The 17,264-nt window shown below is 60.3% G+C and carries 13 protein-coding genes; 9 read left to right on the plus strand and 4 right to left on the minus strand.

Translation table 11 applies throughout. From position 1 onward, the window contains the following. Positions 1-109 precede the first annotated feature (109 nt). On the plus strand, positions 110-1,153 hold the full coding sequence (locus VGO04_RS04080) for a class I SAM-dependent methyltransferase (protein WP_327494680.1): 1,044 nt from the start codon (positions 110-112) through the stop codon (positions 1,151-1,153). A 104-nt stretch (positions 1,154-1,257) separates the two neighbouring features. Here VGO04_RS04080 and VGO04_RS04085 read toward each other — a convergent pair whose 3' ends face one another. Further along, positions 1,258-1,851 (minus strand): TetR/AcrR family transcriptional regulator, encoded by a 594-nt coding sequence (locus VGO04_RS04085; protein WP_327494681.1) that lies wholly within the window; start codon positions 1,849-1,851, stop codon positions 1,258-1,260. Positions 1,852-2,113: 262 nt separating this feature from the next. Between VGO04_RS04085 and VGO04_RS04090 the strand changes: the two genes are divergently transcribed. Both VGO04_RS04090 and VGO04_RS04095 read left to right on the plus strand, forming a co-directional pair. Further along, a complete protein-coding gene (locus VGO04_RS04090; RefSeq protein ID WP_327494682.1) occupies positions 2,114-3,277 on the plus strand; it encodes an efflux RND transporter periplasmic adaptor subunit in 1,164 nt (387 codons plus the stop codon). After that, complete coding sequence (locus tag VGO04_RS04095) at positions 3,274-6,369, plus strand: efflux RND transporter permease subunit (RefSeq protein WP_327494683.1); 3,096 nt, start codon at positions 3,274-3,276, stop codon at positions 6,367-6,369. The genes VGO04_RS04090 and VGO04_RS04095 overlap by 4 nt, the downstream gene beginning before the upstream one ends. A 100-nt stretch (positions 6,370-6,469) precedes the next feature. Here the strand turns inward: VGO04_RS04095 and VGO04_RS04100 are convergent, their stop codons facing one another. The 3 genes from VGO04_RS04100 to VGO04_RS04110 are packed head-to-tail and all read right to left on the minus strand — an operon-like array spanning position 6,470 to position 9,127. Continuing rightward, complete coding sequence (locus VGO04_RS04100; RefSeq protein WP_327494684.1) at positions 6,470-7,228, minus strand: ABC transporter ATP-binding protein; 759 nt, start codon at positions 7,226-7,228, stop codon at positions 6,470-6,472. Further along, the gene (locus VGO04_RS04105) at positions 7,225-8,193 is read right to left on the minus strand and encodes an iron chelate uptake ABC transporter family permease subunit (protein ID WP_414650509.1); all 969 of its coding nucleotides are present in this window, start codon (positions 8,191-8,193) and stop codon (positions 7,225-7,227) included. The genes VGO04_RS04100 and VGO04_RS04105 overlap by 4 nt, the downstream gene beginning before the upstream one ends. Then, positions 8,183-9,127, minus strand: coding sequence for an ABC transporter permease (locus VGO04_RS04110; RefSeq protein WP_327494686.1), 945 nt, complete (start codon positions 9,125-9,127; stop codon positions 8,183-8,185). Before VGO04_RS04110 ends, VGO04_RS04105 begins: the two co-directional genes overlap by 11 nt. A gap of 246 nt (positions 9,128-9,373) precedes the next feature. On the opposite strand from VGO04_RS04110, the gene VGO04_RS04115 reads away from it, so the two are divergent. The 6 genes from VGO04_RS04115 to VGO04_RS04140 all read left to right on the plus strand — a co-directional run bounded on the left by VGO04_RS04115 (position 9,374) and on the right by VGO04_RS04140 (position 17,211). Beyond that, positions 9,374-10,303, plus strand: a complete 930-nt coding sequence (locus VGO04_RS04115; RefSeq protein ID WP_327494687.1) for a siderophore ABC transporter substrate-binding protein — start codon at positions 9,374-9,376, stop codon at positions 10,301-10,303. 147 nt (positions 10,304-10,450) lie between these two features. After that, complete coding sequence (locus tag VGO04_RS04120) at positions 10,451-10,747, plus strand: DUF2218 domain-containing protein (RefSeq protein ID WP_327494688.1); 297 nt, start codon at positions 10,451-10,453, stop codon at positions 10,745-10,747. Positions 10,748-11,881: 1,134 nt separating this feature from the next. After that, positions 11,882-12,682 (plus strand): response regulator transcription factor, encoded by an 801-nt coding sequence (locus VGO04_RS04125; protein WP_327494689.1) that lies wholly within the window; start codon positions 11,882-11,884, stop codon positions 12,680-12,682. A gap of 542 nt (positions 12,683-13,224) precedes the next feature. Then, positions 13,225-14,265, plus strand: a complete 1,041-nt coding sequence (locus tag VGO04_RS04130) for a UDP-glucuronic acid decarboxylase family protein (protein WP_327494733.1) — start codon at positions 13,225-13,227, stop codon at positions 14,263-14,265. 1 nt (position 14,266) lies between these two features. Further along, positions 14,267-15,250 (plus strand): UDP-glucose 4-epimerase GalE, encoded by a 984-nt coding sequence (gene galE / locus VGO04_RS04135; RefSeq protein WP_327494690.1) that lies wholly within the window; start codon positions 14,267-14,269, stop codon positions 15,248-15,250. Beyond that, complete coding sequence (locus tag VGO04_RS04140) at positions 15,247-17,211, plus strand: glycosyltransferase family 2 protein (protein WP_327494691.1); 1,965 nt, start codon at positions 15,247-15,249, stop codon at positions 17,209-17,211. Before galE ends, VGO04_RS04140 begins: the two co-directional genes overlap by 4 nt. Positions 17,212-17,264 lie beyond the last annotated feature (53 nt).

The raw sequence follows: 17,264 nt of genomic DNA on the forward strand, positions 1-17,264 counted from the left end.
GGGATGAGACACAGGAATTTACCTTATTATATACAAAAACTTGCAATCCGAGCTGGAATGCGCACATCTTCGCAACCATTGTTAACAAACCTTTAACGGATGGTCTCGCGTGCGCCAATTTCAGACTGTTTTCGACGGTCAGAGCCTCATTACTCCCAAGGCTATGGCCGATGAGTTCGTTTCGCCCCGGGGCGAACGGCATAACGAACAGCTCTCGACCGGCAAGGCCGAGCTTGCATTGATACTCAGGGTCGCCCAGGAACAATTTTTGAACGGGACGGAGCCAGCGAAAATCATCGACCGGCTCGCGGCCGCTCTTCACGAAGTCCGTGCCAAGTACCACCCCACCGTGTGGCAGGAACTAATCCCGATTGCGCAGGATCACCCGGTTTCGGAATTCTTCCTGCAGGATCCCTTCACGCGCTGGTCCTTCGAGAAGCCTCGGGGCTATTCGGGTGACGCGCAGTTGCTTGACTTCATCTATGGCCACCCAAGCGTCGCTGCTGAAATCGAGCGGGCGTCCACCGTCGGCCGTGCCCTTTACGACTACACCAAGGATGCTTCCTCATCGGTGGCGGTGCGCGAGCGTCGCGATATTCTGACCCGGCACGTCGATGACATCGCGGCAAGCCGCGGAGGTCAGGCTGAAATCCTGACGATCGCTGCCGGGCACCTGCGCGAAGCCAATCGCTCGGTCGCGCTTGAAGAAGGGCGCATCAAGCGCTGGGTGGCGCTTGACCAGGATCCGCTCAGCGTCGGATCGATCAGCCGCGATTTCCGTGGCACGGCAATCGAAGCGGTGGATGGGTCCGTGCGCAGCCTCCTCGGTCGGGACCAGAAGCTCGGCACGTTCGATTTCATCTATGCCGCGGGTCTCTACGACTATCTTAACGACAAAGTGGCCATCAAGCTGACGCATCGCTGCCTGCAGATGCTGAAGCCGAACGGCGTTTTCCTGTTTGCCAATTTTGCAACGGACATCGGCGTCGACGGCTACATGGAAACGTTCATGAACTGGGCGCTGCTGCTGCGCTCCGAGGTCGACATGTGGAACATCATCCACAAGAGCGCCGGCAAGTCTGCGATCGACGCTCGCGTCTTCTTCGGTGCCAACAGAAACGTCGTCTACGGCGTCATCCAGAAGCGCGCCTGAGGTTGCGACTTTTGCACATCGCTCCGGCTAAGGCCGGGAGCGCGAAAGAAAAGTCCGCAGCGCGCTGATCGCTCGTTGCGGGCAATGTTTTCGCAAGCGTCGCCTTAGGGGCGGAGAAAGCGGCCGAGAAGACGCCGCATCATCGAACGCTCCTCCTTGGGCTTGAACCCCGGATCGACCGCGACCCTGCTGAAAATGCCGTCGATGACCGCGGCGATCCAGCGGGCTGCACCTTCGGCATCAATCGCCGGATCGACCTGGTTTCGGCCGGCGGCCTCCCGAAGCAGGGCCGCCAGCGACGCTTTCAGTTCCGCGTCGTTCGTCGCGGCGAGTATTCCAATGCGTTCGTCCCGCATCGACTCGGCGGCGATTTCGAGCGCCAGGCTTGCATAGGCCGGGTCGCCCGCAAGATCGAGAACGGTGTCCATAAAGCCGAGCAATGCGGCCAACAGGTCGGCCTCTTCATTCAGCTTCCGAAAAATCTCCGCCGTTTCTTGACGTTCCTCCTCCACGATCGCCGCGATGATGGTGTGCTTGGTCGGAAAATAATGGAAGAGATTGCCTGGGCTCATGCCCGCTTCGGCGCAGATTTCGGCGGTCGACGTGCCGTGGAATCCCTTGCGCGAGAAGCAGGCGATTGCCGCATCCAGAATCAGTCGGCGCTTGGCGGCGTGTTTTTCGGGGTCGACCTTGCGCATCGGCGTTTCTCCCTGTGGGGCAGGCACTTTATTAGACCAGTCAGTCTGATTTCGTATGGAGGGCGGCCGGTGTCAAGCGCGCCCGTGGCCGGGACACCGCCATCTTCCCGCAATGCTAGTGTGTGATCTGCCTCACAATTGACGCGTTCATATCTAATTATTAGATCGATTAATCTAATAATTATTGATCGCATGTGTATGCCCTTGGGTCCGGCCACGCCAACAGGTTGTTGTCCGCGACCCGCCACGGAAAGCCAGTGAAATGAGATGCACGAATGAGTTGAACGTTGTGCTTGCCGCATGGCTTGTGCTCGCCATCGCCGGCGGCGTGGCGCATGCTTCCGGGGAGGCTGCTGCGTCCGTTCCCAAAGACGCCGACCCGATCAACCGCACGGTTTCGACCCTTGTCGCCGACAGCCGCCCGCAGCAATGGACGAGGTCTTTTGCCGGCATCTTCGTCGCTCGCGAGGAGATCGCGGTCGGCACCACGCTGACTGACCAGCGCATCGCCAAGGTCGAGGTCGAGATCGGCGACCGGGTGGTTGCGGGCCAGGTACTTGCCCGCCTCGAAACCGAGATGCTCGAAAATCTGCTGCGCGAGGCCGAAGGACGCGTTGCACGTGCCGGTGCCACGATGGCGCGGGAAGAGGAAACGGTGACGCAGGAGCAGCGGAAGCTGGCGCGCGCCCGGCAGCTCAGCCACCTCCAGGCCGCAACGACGCTCGAGGAGCGCGTTTCCGCGCTCGCAATCGCCGAGCAGGCAGTCAAGGTCGCGCGTGCCGATTACGAGCAGGCCGAAGCGCTTGAAGCCGAGGCGCGCCGCAAGCTCGAACGCGCCGTCATCCTGGCGCCGGCAGCCGGTATCGTCTCCGAGCGGCTCGCCCGGGCAGGGGCCCTTGCCGGAACGGATCCCCTGGTCAAGCTGATCCGAGACGGCGAGATCGAGTTTGCGGCCGAAGTGCCGGAGACCGAGCTCTCGCTGCTTGCCATCGGCCAGTCGGTCAAGGTCAAGCTCTCCGGTCGCAGCGACTGGATCGAAGGGCGGGTACGCGTGATCAATCCGAAGATCGACCGTGAAACCCGGCTTGGAACCGCGCAGATCACGCTCGATACCGGAAAGCCACCCTTTGCGGGCACATTCGGACGCGCCGCGATCGTGGTCGCCGAGCGTAGTGCGATCATGGTCGACGATTCCGCGCTCCTTTACGGGGCACCGGACGGAACTGTCTCGGTTTTCGTCGTCGAACGCGGGCAGGTGGTGCGCAAAGTCGTGAAGCCGGGCATGCGCCAGGCCGGAAAGGTCGAAATCGTCTCTGGCCTGGCGACCGGTGATCGCGTCGTCATCAAGGCCGGTGTGACGCTTCGCGAAGGCGAGGCGGTGGTGGGCAAGGACGTGGATCCGGCGCAGGCGAGCAACCAGCAATGACCAGCAATATTTCTGCCTGGGCGATCCGAAAGCCCGTTCCGACAGTCGTTCTTTTCGTCGTCCTGACGCTGATTGGCATCGCCTCGTTCTTGAGGCTGCCGGTCAATGCGAACCCGAGTGTCTCGTTCCCGGTCGTGACGGTGACGATTACCCAGCCAAGCGCGCAGCCGCGCGAGATGGAAACGCAGGTGACGCGCCGCGTGGAAGGGGTCGCCGCAGGCATTGTCGGCGTCAACCACATCCGCTCGACGATTGCCAACGGCCTCTCCTCGACCACGGTCGAGTTCAAGATCGGCATCGATCCCGATCGCGCGGCCAACGACGTGCGCGAGGCGGTGGCGCAGATCCGCGCCGACCTGCCGCAATCCATCCAGGATCCGATCGTCTCGCGCGTCGACGTCGACGGCAGCGCCATCGTCTACTATGCCGTGCGCGCGCCTGCCATGTCGGAAGTGGAACTGTCTTGGTTTGTCGACGATACGATCAACAGTGAACTGCTGACGCTGCCCGGGGTGCAGAAGGTGCAGCGTCTTGGCGGCGTCAGCCGCGAGGTACGGGTTTCGCTTAACCCGGAGCGCCTGCTGGCCCTCGGCGTAACGGCCGACCAGGTGAACACGGCGCTCAGGGAAATCAATACGAACGTGCCGAGCGGGCGTGGCGAAATCGGCGGACGCGAGCAGTCGATCCGCACCATCGGCAGCGCCGGCTCGGTCGAAGAGCTTTCGAGGCTGTCGATCCCGCTCGCGAGTGGCCGCTGGGTGCAACTGTCCGACATCGCGACGATCGAAGACACATCTTCCGAACCACGCGGCTTCGCCCGCGTCGATGGTGCACCCGTCGTCAGTTTCTCGGTGTCGCGAAGCAAGGGAGCGAGCGACACGGTCGTTGCCGAAGCCGCCGCTCAGCGCTTGAAGGAGATCCAGGCCCGTACGCCGGGTGTCGAATTCACCGAACAGATCTCGCTCGTCGAGTATACGCAGGAGAGCTACGACGCGGCGGTGACCGCGCTCATCGAAGGCGCATTGCTGACCGTCGTCGTGGTCTTTGTCTTCCTGCGCAACTGGCGTGCCACGCTGATCTCGGCTCTTGCCATGCCGCTCTCCATCCTGCCGACATTTATCGTGATGGATCTGCTCGGCTTTACGCTCAACAGCATCAGCCTGCTCGCTCTGACGCTGGTGATCGGCATTCTCGTCGACGATGCGATCGTCGAGATTGAGAATATCGAGCGCCACGTCGACATGGGCAAGCGCCCTTTCATCGCAGCGATCGACGCGGCGGACGCGATCGGCCTGGCGATCGTTGCGACGACGCTGACGATTGTTGCGGTGTTTGCTCCGGTCAGCTTCATCGGCGGCGCGGTTGGGCAGTATTTCAAGCAGTTCGGTCTGACGGTGGCGATCGCCGTCCTGTTCTCGCTGCTCGTCGCCCGGCTGCTGACGCCGCTGATGGCCGCCTATCTGCTGCAGCCGAAGGCTGGCGGCGGTCATTCCGGAAAGCCGTCGTGGATTTCCGACACCTATAGCCGCCTGCTCGGATGGACGCTTGATCACCGCAAGACCGCGCTGTCGATGGTTGTCTTAATCTTCGTTGGCTCGATCGCGCTGCTCACCATGCTGCCGACCGGGTTTATACCGACGAGCGACAGCAACGTTTCCCAGCTCAAGGTCACTTTGCCTGCGGGAACGCGGCTCGAAGAGACGATCAGAATTTCAGATGATCTTGTCAGCAGGATCAAGCAACGGACAGAGGTCGAGAGCGTTCTGGCGACCGCGGAGACCGTCAACGAAGTGTCGCTGCGCATCAAGCTCAAGCCGCGCAAGGAGCGCGAACTCGACCGAAAATCCTTCGAACTGTCGCTGCGATCGCTGCTGACGGAGACCCCGGACATCCAGGCGACTTTCTCGTCGGTCGAGGGGGCAAAGGACCTTTCCATCTACCTGACCGGCGACGACCCGGAAGTGCTGCTGGATTCGGTACGTCGGCTCGAAAAGGAGATGCGGGCGCTTCCAGGACTGGTCGGCGTTCGCTCAACCGAGCCCATGCTGTCTCCAGAACTGCTGGTCAGGCCGCGCTTTGACGAGGCGGCAAGGCTCGGCGTCTCCGTGACCTCGATCGGCACCGTTGCCCGTATCGCGACGATGGGCGACAGCGAAAGCAATTCCGCACGCTTCAACCTCGGCAACCGCCAGGTTCCGATCCGGGTGATGCTCGACCAGTCGGCACGTGGCGATTTCGACACTCTGCGCAATCTGAGGGTCGGCACCAATGCGGGCAGCGTGGTGCCGTTGACCTCGGTCGCTGACATATCCTTCGGCGCGGAAGAAAGCAGCGTCGAGCGCCTCAATCGCAAGCGGCTGATCGCTGTCGAGGCCAACCTCAGCGGCATTACGCTCGGCACTGCGTTCGAGGCGATCGCGGCACTTCCGGCGATGACCGAGCTGCCGGCAGGCGTGTCGCAGGCCAACTATGGCGAAGCGGAATACATGTCGGAAATGTTCCGGAACTTCGCCCTCGCGCTGCTTGCCGGCATCTTGATGGTGGCTGCGGTTCTGGTGCTGTTGTTCAAGGATTTCCTGCAGCCGCTGACCATCCTCGTGGCCTTGCCCCTGTCGATCGGTGGGGCGGCGTTGGCGCTGATCCTGTTTGGAGCTGCGCTCGATCTCTCGTCGATGATCGGCATCCTGATGCTGATGGGCATCGTGTGCAAGAACTCGATCCTGCTGGTCGACCACGCGATCGAGTGCCGCAACGAGGGGGCGGACCGGCGAACGGCCCTGTTGACGGCGGGCGTCACCCGCGCCCGGCCGATCATCATGACGACCATCGCCATGGTGGCGGGCATGGTGCCGGCCGTTATCGGTGTCGGTGCCGGCGCCGCCTTCCGTGCGCCGATGGCAATCGCGGTCATCGGCGGGCTCATCACCTCGACGGCGCTGAGCCTGGTCTTCGTACCTGTGATGTTCACCGTGATGGACGACATCAACACCAAGGTCGGCCGATGGTTGAAGCGGTTTTCCTCGGTGACGGAAGAGGATCACGCTGCGGATGCGGTACGGATCGGCAAGGAGAGCGTGCAGGCCGCCGGCTAAACGGCAAGGTCGTTCTCTTTTCTGGTATCCGCAGATCCAAACAGGCAGCGCGCGCCGCACGAAAGAGATTTCGTCGCGGCGCGCCCTCTATTCGTCCTGATCATTCGAAGTAGTTGACCAACCGCGTTTGTCCGACCGCATGAACGCGGCAGTCGACATCAAAGATCGCCTGCAGCCTCGATGGCACGATCACGTCCTGCGGCGCCCCTTCGAAGGCGAGCCGTCCGCCCTGCATGGCGACGATACGATCGGAATAGGCCGAGGCGAAATTGATGTCGTGCAGCACGACAACGACGGTCTTGGCGAAATCGTCGGCGAGCCGGCGCAGGAGCTTCATCGTCTCGACTGCGTGCTTGATGTCGAGATTGTTGAGCGGTTCGTCGAACAGCATGTAATCGGTGTCCTGGCACAGAACCATGGCGATGAAGGCGCGCTGGCGCTGGCCGCCCGAAAGCTGATCGAGAAAGCGATTTGCAAACGGCTCGAGCCCGAGATAGGCGATCGAGCGATCGATGTGTTCCACATCATCCGCCGTCAACCGCCCCTTGGAATAGGGATAGCGGCCGAAGGCGACGAGGTCGCGCACGCTGAGGCGGGCGGTGATGTGATTGTCCTGACGCATGATCGAGAGCCGTCGGGCGAGCACGTCACCCGCCGTGTCATTGACGTCCAGGCCATCGACCAGCACTTTTCCGCGGTCCATCGGCATCAGCCGGCTAACGATCGACAGCAGCGTCGACTTGCCGGCGCCGTTGGGGCCGATGATCGAGGTCAGGCCGCCGGCCGGCAGGGTGAGGGACACCCGGTCGACGACCGCGTTGCCGTCGTAGGATTTTGTTACCTCTTGGATTTCGATCATCGGGCAGAGCCTCGGACAAGCAGGAAGATGAAGACAAGGCCACCGAAGAACTCGATAACGATGCTGAGCGCCGTGTTGAAGGAAAACAGCCGCTCGAGGATGACCTGGCCGCCGACAAGTGTTGTGATCGCGATAGAGACGGCGACCGGCAGTACGAAACGATGGCTGGCTGTCGGCGTCAGTTGCCAGGCGAGGCTTGCGACCAGCAGGCCGAAGAAGGTGACCGGGCCGACCAGCGCGGTCGAGACCGACACGAGGATGGCGATCAGCACCAGAAGCAAATTGACGACGCGTTGGTGATCGACGCCAAGTCCGATCGCCGCTTCGCGCCCGAGCGAGAGCACGTCGAACGTGGGCGAAAGCCGCCACAGCACGAAGGTCACGGCGAGCGTCGCGACCGCGGCTATGCCGAGAAGATCGGCATCGACGCTGTTGAAGCTTGCGAACAACCGGTCCTGCAGCACGATGAAATCATTGGGATCGAGGATGCGTTGCAGGAAGGACGACAGGCTGCGGAACAGTCCGCCCAGGATGATGCCGACCAGCATCAAGAGGTGCAAGCTGCGGCTGGCGCCGGAGAAGAGGGCGCGAAACAACAACAGCGAGAAACCGACCATGGCGGCCGTCTCCAGGGTGAATTGAAGCCGCGGGTCCGTTGTCGTCATACCCGCTGCGCCGAGGAAAAACACCATGATCGTCTGAAGGAGCGCGTACATAGCGTCGAAGCCGATGATCGACGGCGTCAGGATACGGTTGCCGGATATCGTCTGGAACAGCACCGTGGAAACGGCGATCGCATAGGCGACTAGCACCATACCGAGAAGTTTCGTGCCCCGGAAAGACAGGAGGAAGGACCAGCTGCCCTTGGCGCCGACGGTCATGAACGCGACCATCGATGCGACTGCCAGTGCAGCCGACACGATGAGGACGGCAGACGGAGAAATCCTCTTCACGTCAGCCCGCATGGGTGCGCCTCGAAAGCAGCAGATGAAGGAAGACCAGACTGCCGATCACGCCCATGACGGTACCGACCGGTACCTCGTAAGGAGCGATCACCACACGGCCGACGATGTCGCAAGCGAGCACCAGCCCGGCGCCTGCAGCCGCAATCAGGGGCAAGGTGCGCCTGAGGTTGTCGCCGAGGATCAAGCTGACGATGTTGGGAACGACGAGACCGAGGAACGGGATCATGCCGACGGTTGCGACGACTGTTGCCGTAACCATCGAGACGATGACGAGCCCGAGCGTGACCACCTTGTCGTAGTCGAGCCCGACATTGCGGGCAATCGCTTCGCCCATGCCGATGACCGTGAAGCGAGCTGCGGTGGCGTAAGCGACGAGGGTGAGTGCGAGGCCAATCCACAACAGTTCGTATCGGCCGCGCAGAACCGCAGAGAAATCGCCCGAGGTCCACGCGCCCATCGACTGCATTAGATCGTAGCGATAGGCGATGAACGTGGTGATGGCGTTGAAGACGCCGCCGAGCATCAGGCCAACGAGCGGCACCATCAGCTGAGAACGCAAGGGCACCCGCCGCAGGATTTGAAGGAAGAGAGCGGTTCCGACAAGCGCAGATAGCGCGGCAAAGGCCATCTTGCCGGCCACCGGCAGGCTTGGTGCTATCAGCGTGGCCAGGAGCATGCCGAGGGCCGCAGACTCCGCCGTGCCCGCGGTCGACGGCTCGACGAAACGGTTGCGTGCCAGCATCTGCATGATCGTGCCGGAAACGGCGAGGCCGGCGCCTGCAAGCATCAATGCAAGCGTGCGCGGCAGGCGGCTTTCGACGATCAGCAGCCAGCCGCGTCCATCATCGCCGGTGGCAAGGCTGCCGACGCCGGTAAAGACGCTGATGGCGGCAAGAAACACGACGAGCGGGACGGCAAGCAGGATCGGTCTCATCGTCTCGCCGTGCTCCGCCTTCTACTCGTTTTTATCACGGCTCTCACTTCCAGGGACTGCTTTCGCCCATCGACCGCTGCAGCAAAGCCCTGGGTACGTCGCCACAGGCATGATGCAAAATCGAAGGCCCGCCTTAGTCATATATGATCGGTTTCGTCAAGTTTTGCGCGCGCCACGCGATACGCAAACGTTGCCCTCGCGGCGAAATCGCGCTAGGAGGATCGAGAAAACATGAGGAAATAAGTCATGAATATATCGCCACTTTCTAATGGTCTTCGCAGTCTGATCGTCGCGGCGGCGCTCACGGTTGGCGGCGCGACGTTTGCCATGGCCGAAACACTGACGATCGAGCACAGCAGCGGCACCACGGAAGTGGAGAAGAATCCGAAGACTGTGCTGGTCTACGACTTCGGCATGCTGGAGACGCTCGACATGCTGGGTATCCCCGTCTCCGGCGTTCCCGGCTCGGCAATCCCGCCCTCGCTCGAAAAATACAAGGCCGACACCTATCCGAAGATCGGCACGCTCTTTGAACCCGACTTCGAAGCCATCAACGCAGCCGAACCGAACCTCGTCATCGTCGGTGGCCGGTCGCAGGCCAAATATGCCGAGGTCGCCAAGCTCGCGCCAACGATCGACCTGACATCCGACGACAAGGACCTGATCGGCAGCATCAAGAAGAACGCGACGATCCTCGGTCAGATCTTCGGCAAGGAGGAGGAGATCAAGGCGAACATCGCCAAGCTCGACGCTTCGATCGAAGCCCTGCGCGGCCTTGCGGCTGACAAGGGCACCGGCCTCATCCTGCTGACGACCGGTGGCAAGATCAGCGCCTATGGCTCGGGGTCGCGTTTCGGCACGCTGCATGACGTCTTCGGGATCAAACCGGCCGATCCCGAGCTGCAGGTCGCGACCCACGGCCAGGCGATCTCCTACGAATACATTCTCGAAACCAATCCTGACTGGATCTTCGTCGTCGATCGCGACGCGGCGATCGGCCAGCAGGCGCAGCCGGCAGCGGCCCTGCTCGACAACGAACTCGTGCGCCAGACGAAAGCCTGGAAAGACGGCCACGTCGTCTATCTCGACTCCGCCAAGCTTTATCTGACGGCTTCCGGCCTGAAGTCGCAACAGGACATCGTCGACCAGCTGACGCAGGCGCTGGGCAAGAAGTAGCCGCAGGGCGACCCGCACCTGCGATATCGCCGGTCGATCGGGCCTGTCGCGGCGGCATCCCCCTGGGGACGCCGCCGCTTTCTGTTTGTTGCGATCGGCCTGATCAAGGGGCAGGAGCGCACCGCGCTCTGGGGAAGGGAGAAAAGCATGCGGAAGGCGGTCAGCAGGTTCAGGACGGATCGTGCGTCACGTTATCTCCAGCAGATGTCGAAGCATTTCGCGCACAAGACGGTCGTTGATTACACCGAGACGGACGCGGTGGTGACATTCCCGGGCGGTTCGGTAGCGCGTATGGCAGCGAGGGGCGATGAATTGGCGTTTGCCGTCGAGGCGCCGGATGCCGAAGGGCTCACCCGGGGGAAGGGCATCATTGAAAGCCACATCATCCGTTTCGCGTTTCGCGAAGAGTTGAAATCGCTCGCCTGGCAGGACGGTGTGGACTGACGCGGCCGCGCCAAGAGCGGAACCGCGACTGCGAGGAAACGGAAGGGCGCTGGAGCACCGTAGCGCTCAGATCTGTGCCAATTCCAAACGCAAGGGGCCTGCCCTGGTGCGCCAGAGCAACGCGTCAGAGACCGCGCGGTGAAGCAGGGTCTGCTAGACTTTTCCATCGAAGGCGGGAACTGGTTCTGGGCCAAAGGGAAGCCAACACCAAATACCTTTAATTTTTACGGTATTTTCTGGTGCTGGCTCCTTTTGAGGAATGGCCAATATTGTGATGCAGATATCTTCGCTTTTTTGCTAAATCGATTTCTTTTTTACATTTTTCAATAATGCACGTGCGGGTTGCGTCCCGCATAATATATGTACTTATTCTACGCTTACTCCGGGGAACGCCTACGCAACACTCCGAGTTGTTTAGCGCCTCTCAACAGAGGCTCCGGTTGAAACCCAACGGGTTCCTTTCAAACTTCTCAGAACGAACGCTCAATCTGACTCCAAACGCGGCGGCGCGGAAGATACCAATTTTGGTTAGAGGTTTGTAATTACTGGCTCTTTCCGGCTTACTCATCGATGGCAAGCCCTTGTTGCTGCAAGCTAATTTCAGTAATTACTAACATTAGGGCCATGGGTATGCCTCGGTGGGCACTATTCGTTTGTGCCGGCACGCGAGCCCTTGCCGATTAGAAAAGTACGAAAACTAGCCCGAACGAAGTATTCTTGGGTATATCGCAAGGCGAGAGATGGTTGAACGTCGCCTCCGCGGGGTGGGCAACTAATCCATTTTCGCATGACGCGAGGCTTTTCGCGGTGAAAATGGATGGGCTCCTGCTCGCGGTGCGGCTAGCCTATCACCTTGATTTAGGGGGCTTTCCGCGCCTCGGTAAACAAAAGGTTTGCGGTATAACCCAAAGATGGTTCGATTTATAACGATTTAAGTGCCTATCTGCAGCTTCACTAATCCTTTTGGGCTGTTTCGTTCTGTAGATCTTTACGTTACATTAGCTATCGCGAATTTTCCCTGCGCAGGAAACATCGTGACATTTATGGTTTCTAATAAATTTTCTGAAAGTGGGGTGTACGGCGTTCAAGCCGGAGCACCCATAAAAATAAATGGAAAAATCCTAGGAGGGCGTAATGTATCCTGGAAGCTCCAACGTGGGTGATTTTGAAGAAAACAATAAGGCTTTGTCACAAAAGAAAAAGATCGTCATGCTCGCCAAGATCGACCTGTTCGCCGAGTGCCTGATGCAGGCAGTCGGTTCCAGGTTCCAAGGTCACGAAATGGTCAGCCTTTCCGATCCTGATAATCTCCTTGACGGCAACCTCGTCGATGTAACGCTGATTATGCTTTATCGGATGCCTCCCAAATCCTTTCCCGCAATTCTGCGTACCATTCACGAGTTTCATCCCAGGGCATCGATTGGCCTGGTGGTGGATAATGCAGATGAACTTGATCCGTCGATTGCAGGTTTCGTGGAAGAACGCCTGATCCATGGCGTCTTGCCGCTCAACCTCAATCTGGACGTTTGCCTTGCCGCCATCGATCTACTGATGAAGGGTGGCGAGCATTTTCCCGCCGCCCTGCTGCGGCGGCTTTCTCCCGAGCCCTTTTCTGCAGCCGGCCTCTATGGACGGCGCGCGGACCTGTCCGGACCGAGCTCTGTCTCGGCAACGGGCCGGCGCAAGCGCGATGCTGGTCCTGACGGATTGACGACGCGCGAAGTCCAGATCCTCGATCTGATCTGCAAGGGTACGCAAAACAAGATCATCGCCGATCGGCTCGGGCTTTCGGAAAACACCGTCAAGGTTCATGTTCGCAACATCTATAAGAAGATGAACGTGCGCAACCGGACCGAAGCGGCGTCGCGTTACTTTACCAACGACGCGACCTCGGAGCGCAACGGCGACGTCCTCCTGTCACGCTGGAAGAACTGAGCCTCGCGCGTCTCGAAACCGGTCTTGCGCCCCTGTCTGTGAAGCTGGCGCAAGACCTTTCCCCTGGTGCTCAGGTGCTTCTCCCTGAGGCGTTCCCCGACATCACTCGACTTAGACTGTACCGGCTTCCGCGCGGGAGCGCGGTGCTGCAAACGCGCGTGGCCGCGGATGGGTATGGCGTGGCACGCCTCCAAATGACGAGCGTTGTTCGGAAGATTACATTGGTAAATGAAATGTTACATTTTGCGGTATGACTGGCAGTATTCGTAATCACATTGGGCTATGTCAAGGCATAAATATTGCGAATTAGGGTTAAATATTGACATTAACCATCCTTTATGTTTGACGCGATGTTGGTTATTTGATAGTTATCTAATATTGAATTTGAAATAATGTAAGATATTAGATCGAATTGTATAGTTCGTTTTAAAACGGGTTGTGCGTGACTGTGTAATAAAGAGAATTTTCCTTATTATATTTTTCATTCGCAGTCCGTCTCCAAATCACCAGAGAAATGGTGTGTAAAATAATTGGAGGTGCGCATGCGAAAGGTCGTTTCAGGGCCGCTGTCTGTCGTCGGGCAACGGGAATTTCTAAAGAAACTCGCAGGAATACCAAAGAGAATTCTGGTAACGGGTGGAAGCGGCTTCCTGGGTTCTCATCTTTGCGAAAGACTTCTTTCTCTTGGTCATACGGTTATTTGTATTGATAATTTTTCGACGGGGCGCCGAGAAAATCTCTCTCATCTGGTGCGCAATCCCCATCTCCACATTATCGATCACGACGTTCGCAAACCTTACTTGATCGATGCCGACGTGATCTTCAATTTCGCGTCGCCGGCCTCGCCGCCCGATTACCAGGCGGATCCGGTCGGCACGCTGATGACCAATGTTCTTGGTGCGTTGCACGCTCTTGAAAATGCGCGCGCCACCGGTGCCACGGTCATCCAATCCTCGACGTCGGAAGTTTATGGCGACCCGCTCGTCAGTCCGCAGCGCGAGACCTATTTCGGCAACGTCAATCCGATCGGTCCGCGTGCCTGCTACGACGAAGGCAAGCGATCTGCCGAGACGCTGTTCTTCGACTACCACCGCACCTATGGGGTGAAGATCAAGGTTGCTCGTATCTTCAACACCTACGGTCCGCGGATGCGTCCGGACGATGGTCGCGTTATCTCCAATTTCGTCGTCCAGGCACTGCTCGGCCGGGATCTGACCATTTACGGCGATGGGCAACAGACCCGATCGTTCTGCTACGTTGACGATCTGATCGACGGCTTTCTGCGCCTCTCTGTCTCGCCAGACAGCTGCACGGGGCCGATCAATCTAGGCAATCCGGGGGAATTCACCGTTCTTGAGCTCGCGCAGATGGTGCGCCTGCTGACCGGATCGCGCTCACGCATCGTGCACCAGGCAGCTGCCGTCGACGATCCTCGCCAGCGGCGGCCGGATATCTCGCAGGCGCTTTCGGAGCTCGCATGGGAGCCGAAGGTTGCGCTGCGCGATGGGCTCGAACGCGCCATCGCCTATTTTGACGAGCGCCTGAGCGCGGCTGGCCGCGTGATGGCGGGAGAGGCGGTATGACATGTCCCGCGTCGTTCTCGTCACCGGCGGAGCCGGCTTTATAGGCAGCCATACCTGCAAGCGCCTGGCGCAGCAGGGCATCGTTCCCGTCGTCTACGACAATCTGTCCACGGGCCATCGGGCAAACGTCAAGTGGGGTCCTCTCGTCGAAGGGGAGATCGAAGACGCCGAGTGCTTGGCGGAGGCGATCCGCACTGTTTCGCCCGAATGCCTTATCCACTTTGCCGCTTCCGCCTACGTGGGTGAATCGGTCGAAGATCCGGGAAAATACTATCGCAACAACGTCGCCGGCAGCATTTCGTTGCTCGAAGCCTGCCGCGCGACTGGGGTCGGGCGCATCGTCTTTTCCAGTTCCTGCGCCACCTATGGCGTGCCTCCACGTCTGCCGATCACCGAGGACACCGTCCAGGAGCCGATCAATCCTTATGGACGCACGAAATTGATGATCGAGCTGATGCTCGCCGATTACGCCCGTGCCTACGGCATGCGGTCGGTGGCGCTGCGCTACTTCAATGCGGCGGGCGCAGACCCGGAAGGGCAGCTTACCGAGCAGCATGATCCCGAGACGCATCTTATCCCGCGCGCCTTGATGGCGGCTGCCGGCCGGATCGACCGGCTCGACATCTTCGGCGACGACTATGCCACGCCGGACGGCACCTGCATCCGTGACTATATCCACGTCACCGATCTTGCCGACGCGCACGTCGCGGCAGTGAACTATCTGAGCGACGGCGGTGAGGCTCTGCATGCCAACCTTGGCTCGGGGCATGGAACCTCGATCCGAGAGGTCTTGTCGGCGATCGACCGGGTGACGGGACAGACAGTTCCAGTGCAGATGCTGCCCCGCCGACCGGGCGATCCGCCGGTGCTCTTTGCCGACACGAATTGGGCGCGGCAAAAGCTGGGGTTCCGCCCGGTGCTTTCCGACATAGACACCATTATTGCAACCGCTGCGCCGAGCTTCGGGCTGGAGGTGCGGCGATGACCGGATCGACGACAAGTGCCGGCCGTAATCTCGATGCCGACGTCACGCGTGCAGCGCCGGCCGGGTTGCGGCTGACGGCTCTGTTTTCAGGGCGCAGGCAATGGCTTCATGGTTTGGGCGTTGCCGCCTGGTGCGGGGCGTTCCTCTATTTCTGGCAGTGGTGGATCGATCCGGCCCACGTCGTCGCGTGGCCGTCCTATCTTCTCATCACGATCGTGATCGGCTGGATCACCCTGCTTCCGGTCTATTTCATCGCGATTTTTTCGGGCGCAAAGGTGGCGACGGCGCAGACCGGACCCGTACCGCAAGGTCGGATTGCCATGGTCGTGACAAAGGCTCCTTCCGAACCCTTCGCCGTCGTTCGCAAGACCTTGCTTGCGATGCTCGACCAGACCGGCTGCGATTTCGATGTGTGGCTCGCCGACGAAGATCCGTCTGAAGACACGATGGCTTGGTGTGCGGCGCATGGCGTTCGGGTCTCCACGCGCAAGGGCGTTGCCGACTACCATCGCTCCGCCTGGCCGCGCCGGACCCGCTGCAAGGAGGGGAACCTCGCCTATTTCTACGATCACTACGGCTACGAGCGCTATGACTTCGTTGCGCAGTTCGACGCCGACCATGTGCCCGAAACCACCTATCTCGTCGAGATCCTGCGTCCGTTCAACGATCCGTCGGTCGGCTACGTGTCGGCGCCGAGCATTTGTGACGCCAATGCCGCAACGAGCTGGGCGGCGCGCGGGCGTCTCTACGCCGAGGCGAGCATGCATGGCGCGTTGCAGGCCGGTTACAACAATGGCTGGGCGCCGCTGTGCATCGGCTCGCACTACGCGGTTCGCACCAAGGCCCTGAAGCAGATCGGCGGACTGGGGCCCGAGCTGGCCGAAGATCACTCGACCACGCTCATCATGAACGCCCATGGATGGCGCGGCGTGCATGCGCTGAACGCGATCGCTCACGGTGACGGACCGGCGAATTTTGCCGATCTCGCCGTCCAGGAATTTCAATGGGCGCGCAGCCTGGTGACGATCCTGCTGAAATACTCGCCTGTCTACGTGCCCCGTCTTTCGCCGCGGTTGCGCTTCCAGTTCCTGTTTTCGCAGCTCTGGTATCCGCTGTTTTCGTCCTTCATGGCGCTGATGTTCGTGATGCCGATCGCCGCGCTGTTCATGGGGCGTGCTTTCGTTGCGGTCACCTATCCCGAATTCCTATTGCACTTTGCGCCGCTGTCGCTGGTGTTGATCGTACTCGCCTATTTCTGGCGTTCGACAGGCACGTTCCGACCGCACGACGCACGTGTGCTGAGCTGGGAAAGCATGTTGTTCCTGTTTGCGCGGTGGCCCTGGTCGTTGCTCGGGTGCCTTGCTGCGGTGCGTGACCACTTCAGGGGCTCGTTCGTCGATTTCCGCATCACGCCAAAGGGCGGTGCTGCAGCCGGTTCCTTGCCGCTGCGTGTCCTGATGCCCTATCTCGTTCTTTCCGTGGCCTCGGCTCTTGCTGCCTGGTTCGTATCCGATGCCGGGACGGCGCGCGGCTTCTACATCTTTGCCGGGATCAATACCCTCATCTATGCGGGGCTCGTGGTGGTCATCCACGTCTGCCATGCACGGGAAAACGGACTGGCGTTGATGCCGCGTTCAACGATGACGGCGGCGACGGCCGGATGTCTGGTGCTGGTCTCCGTGCTGTCGGCCCAGTCGGCGGTGCGCCACGGCGCCGAGGCGACGGAGGCCCTGTCCCACGGCCTGGGCTTTATCGCCTTTACCGAGACCAGGTACACGGTTGCCGGCGCCGGGCGCGGCACAAACCTGAAGATCGTCCGCTTCCGCTTGAAATGGAGAGGCTTTGCACAGCCGTCCGACAGCGGCTCGCGTGTCGAAGCCAGTGCATCGAGTTTCGCTCAACCAAGGACGGGGGACGTGACGACGACCAGGAAGGTCGCCCGGGTACAAGTGCCGTCATGACGACGGCGAGCAGTCGAGTTTGATAGGTCTCCAATGCGAGGAGTAACGCAATG

The sequence above is a fragment of the Ensifer sp. genome, from assembly GCF_035999185.1.
In the GTDB taxonomy this organism is placed as follows: Bacteria; Pseudomonadota; Alphaproteobacteria; order Rhizobiales; family Rhizobiaceae; genus Ensifer.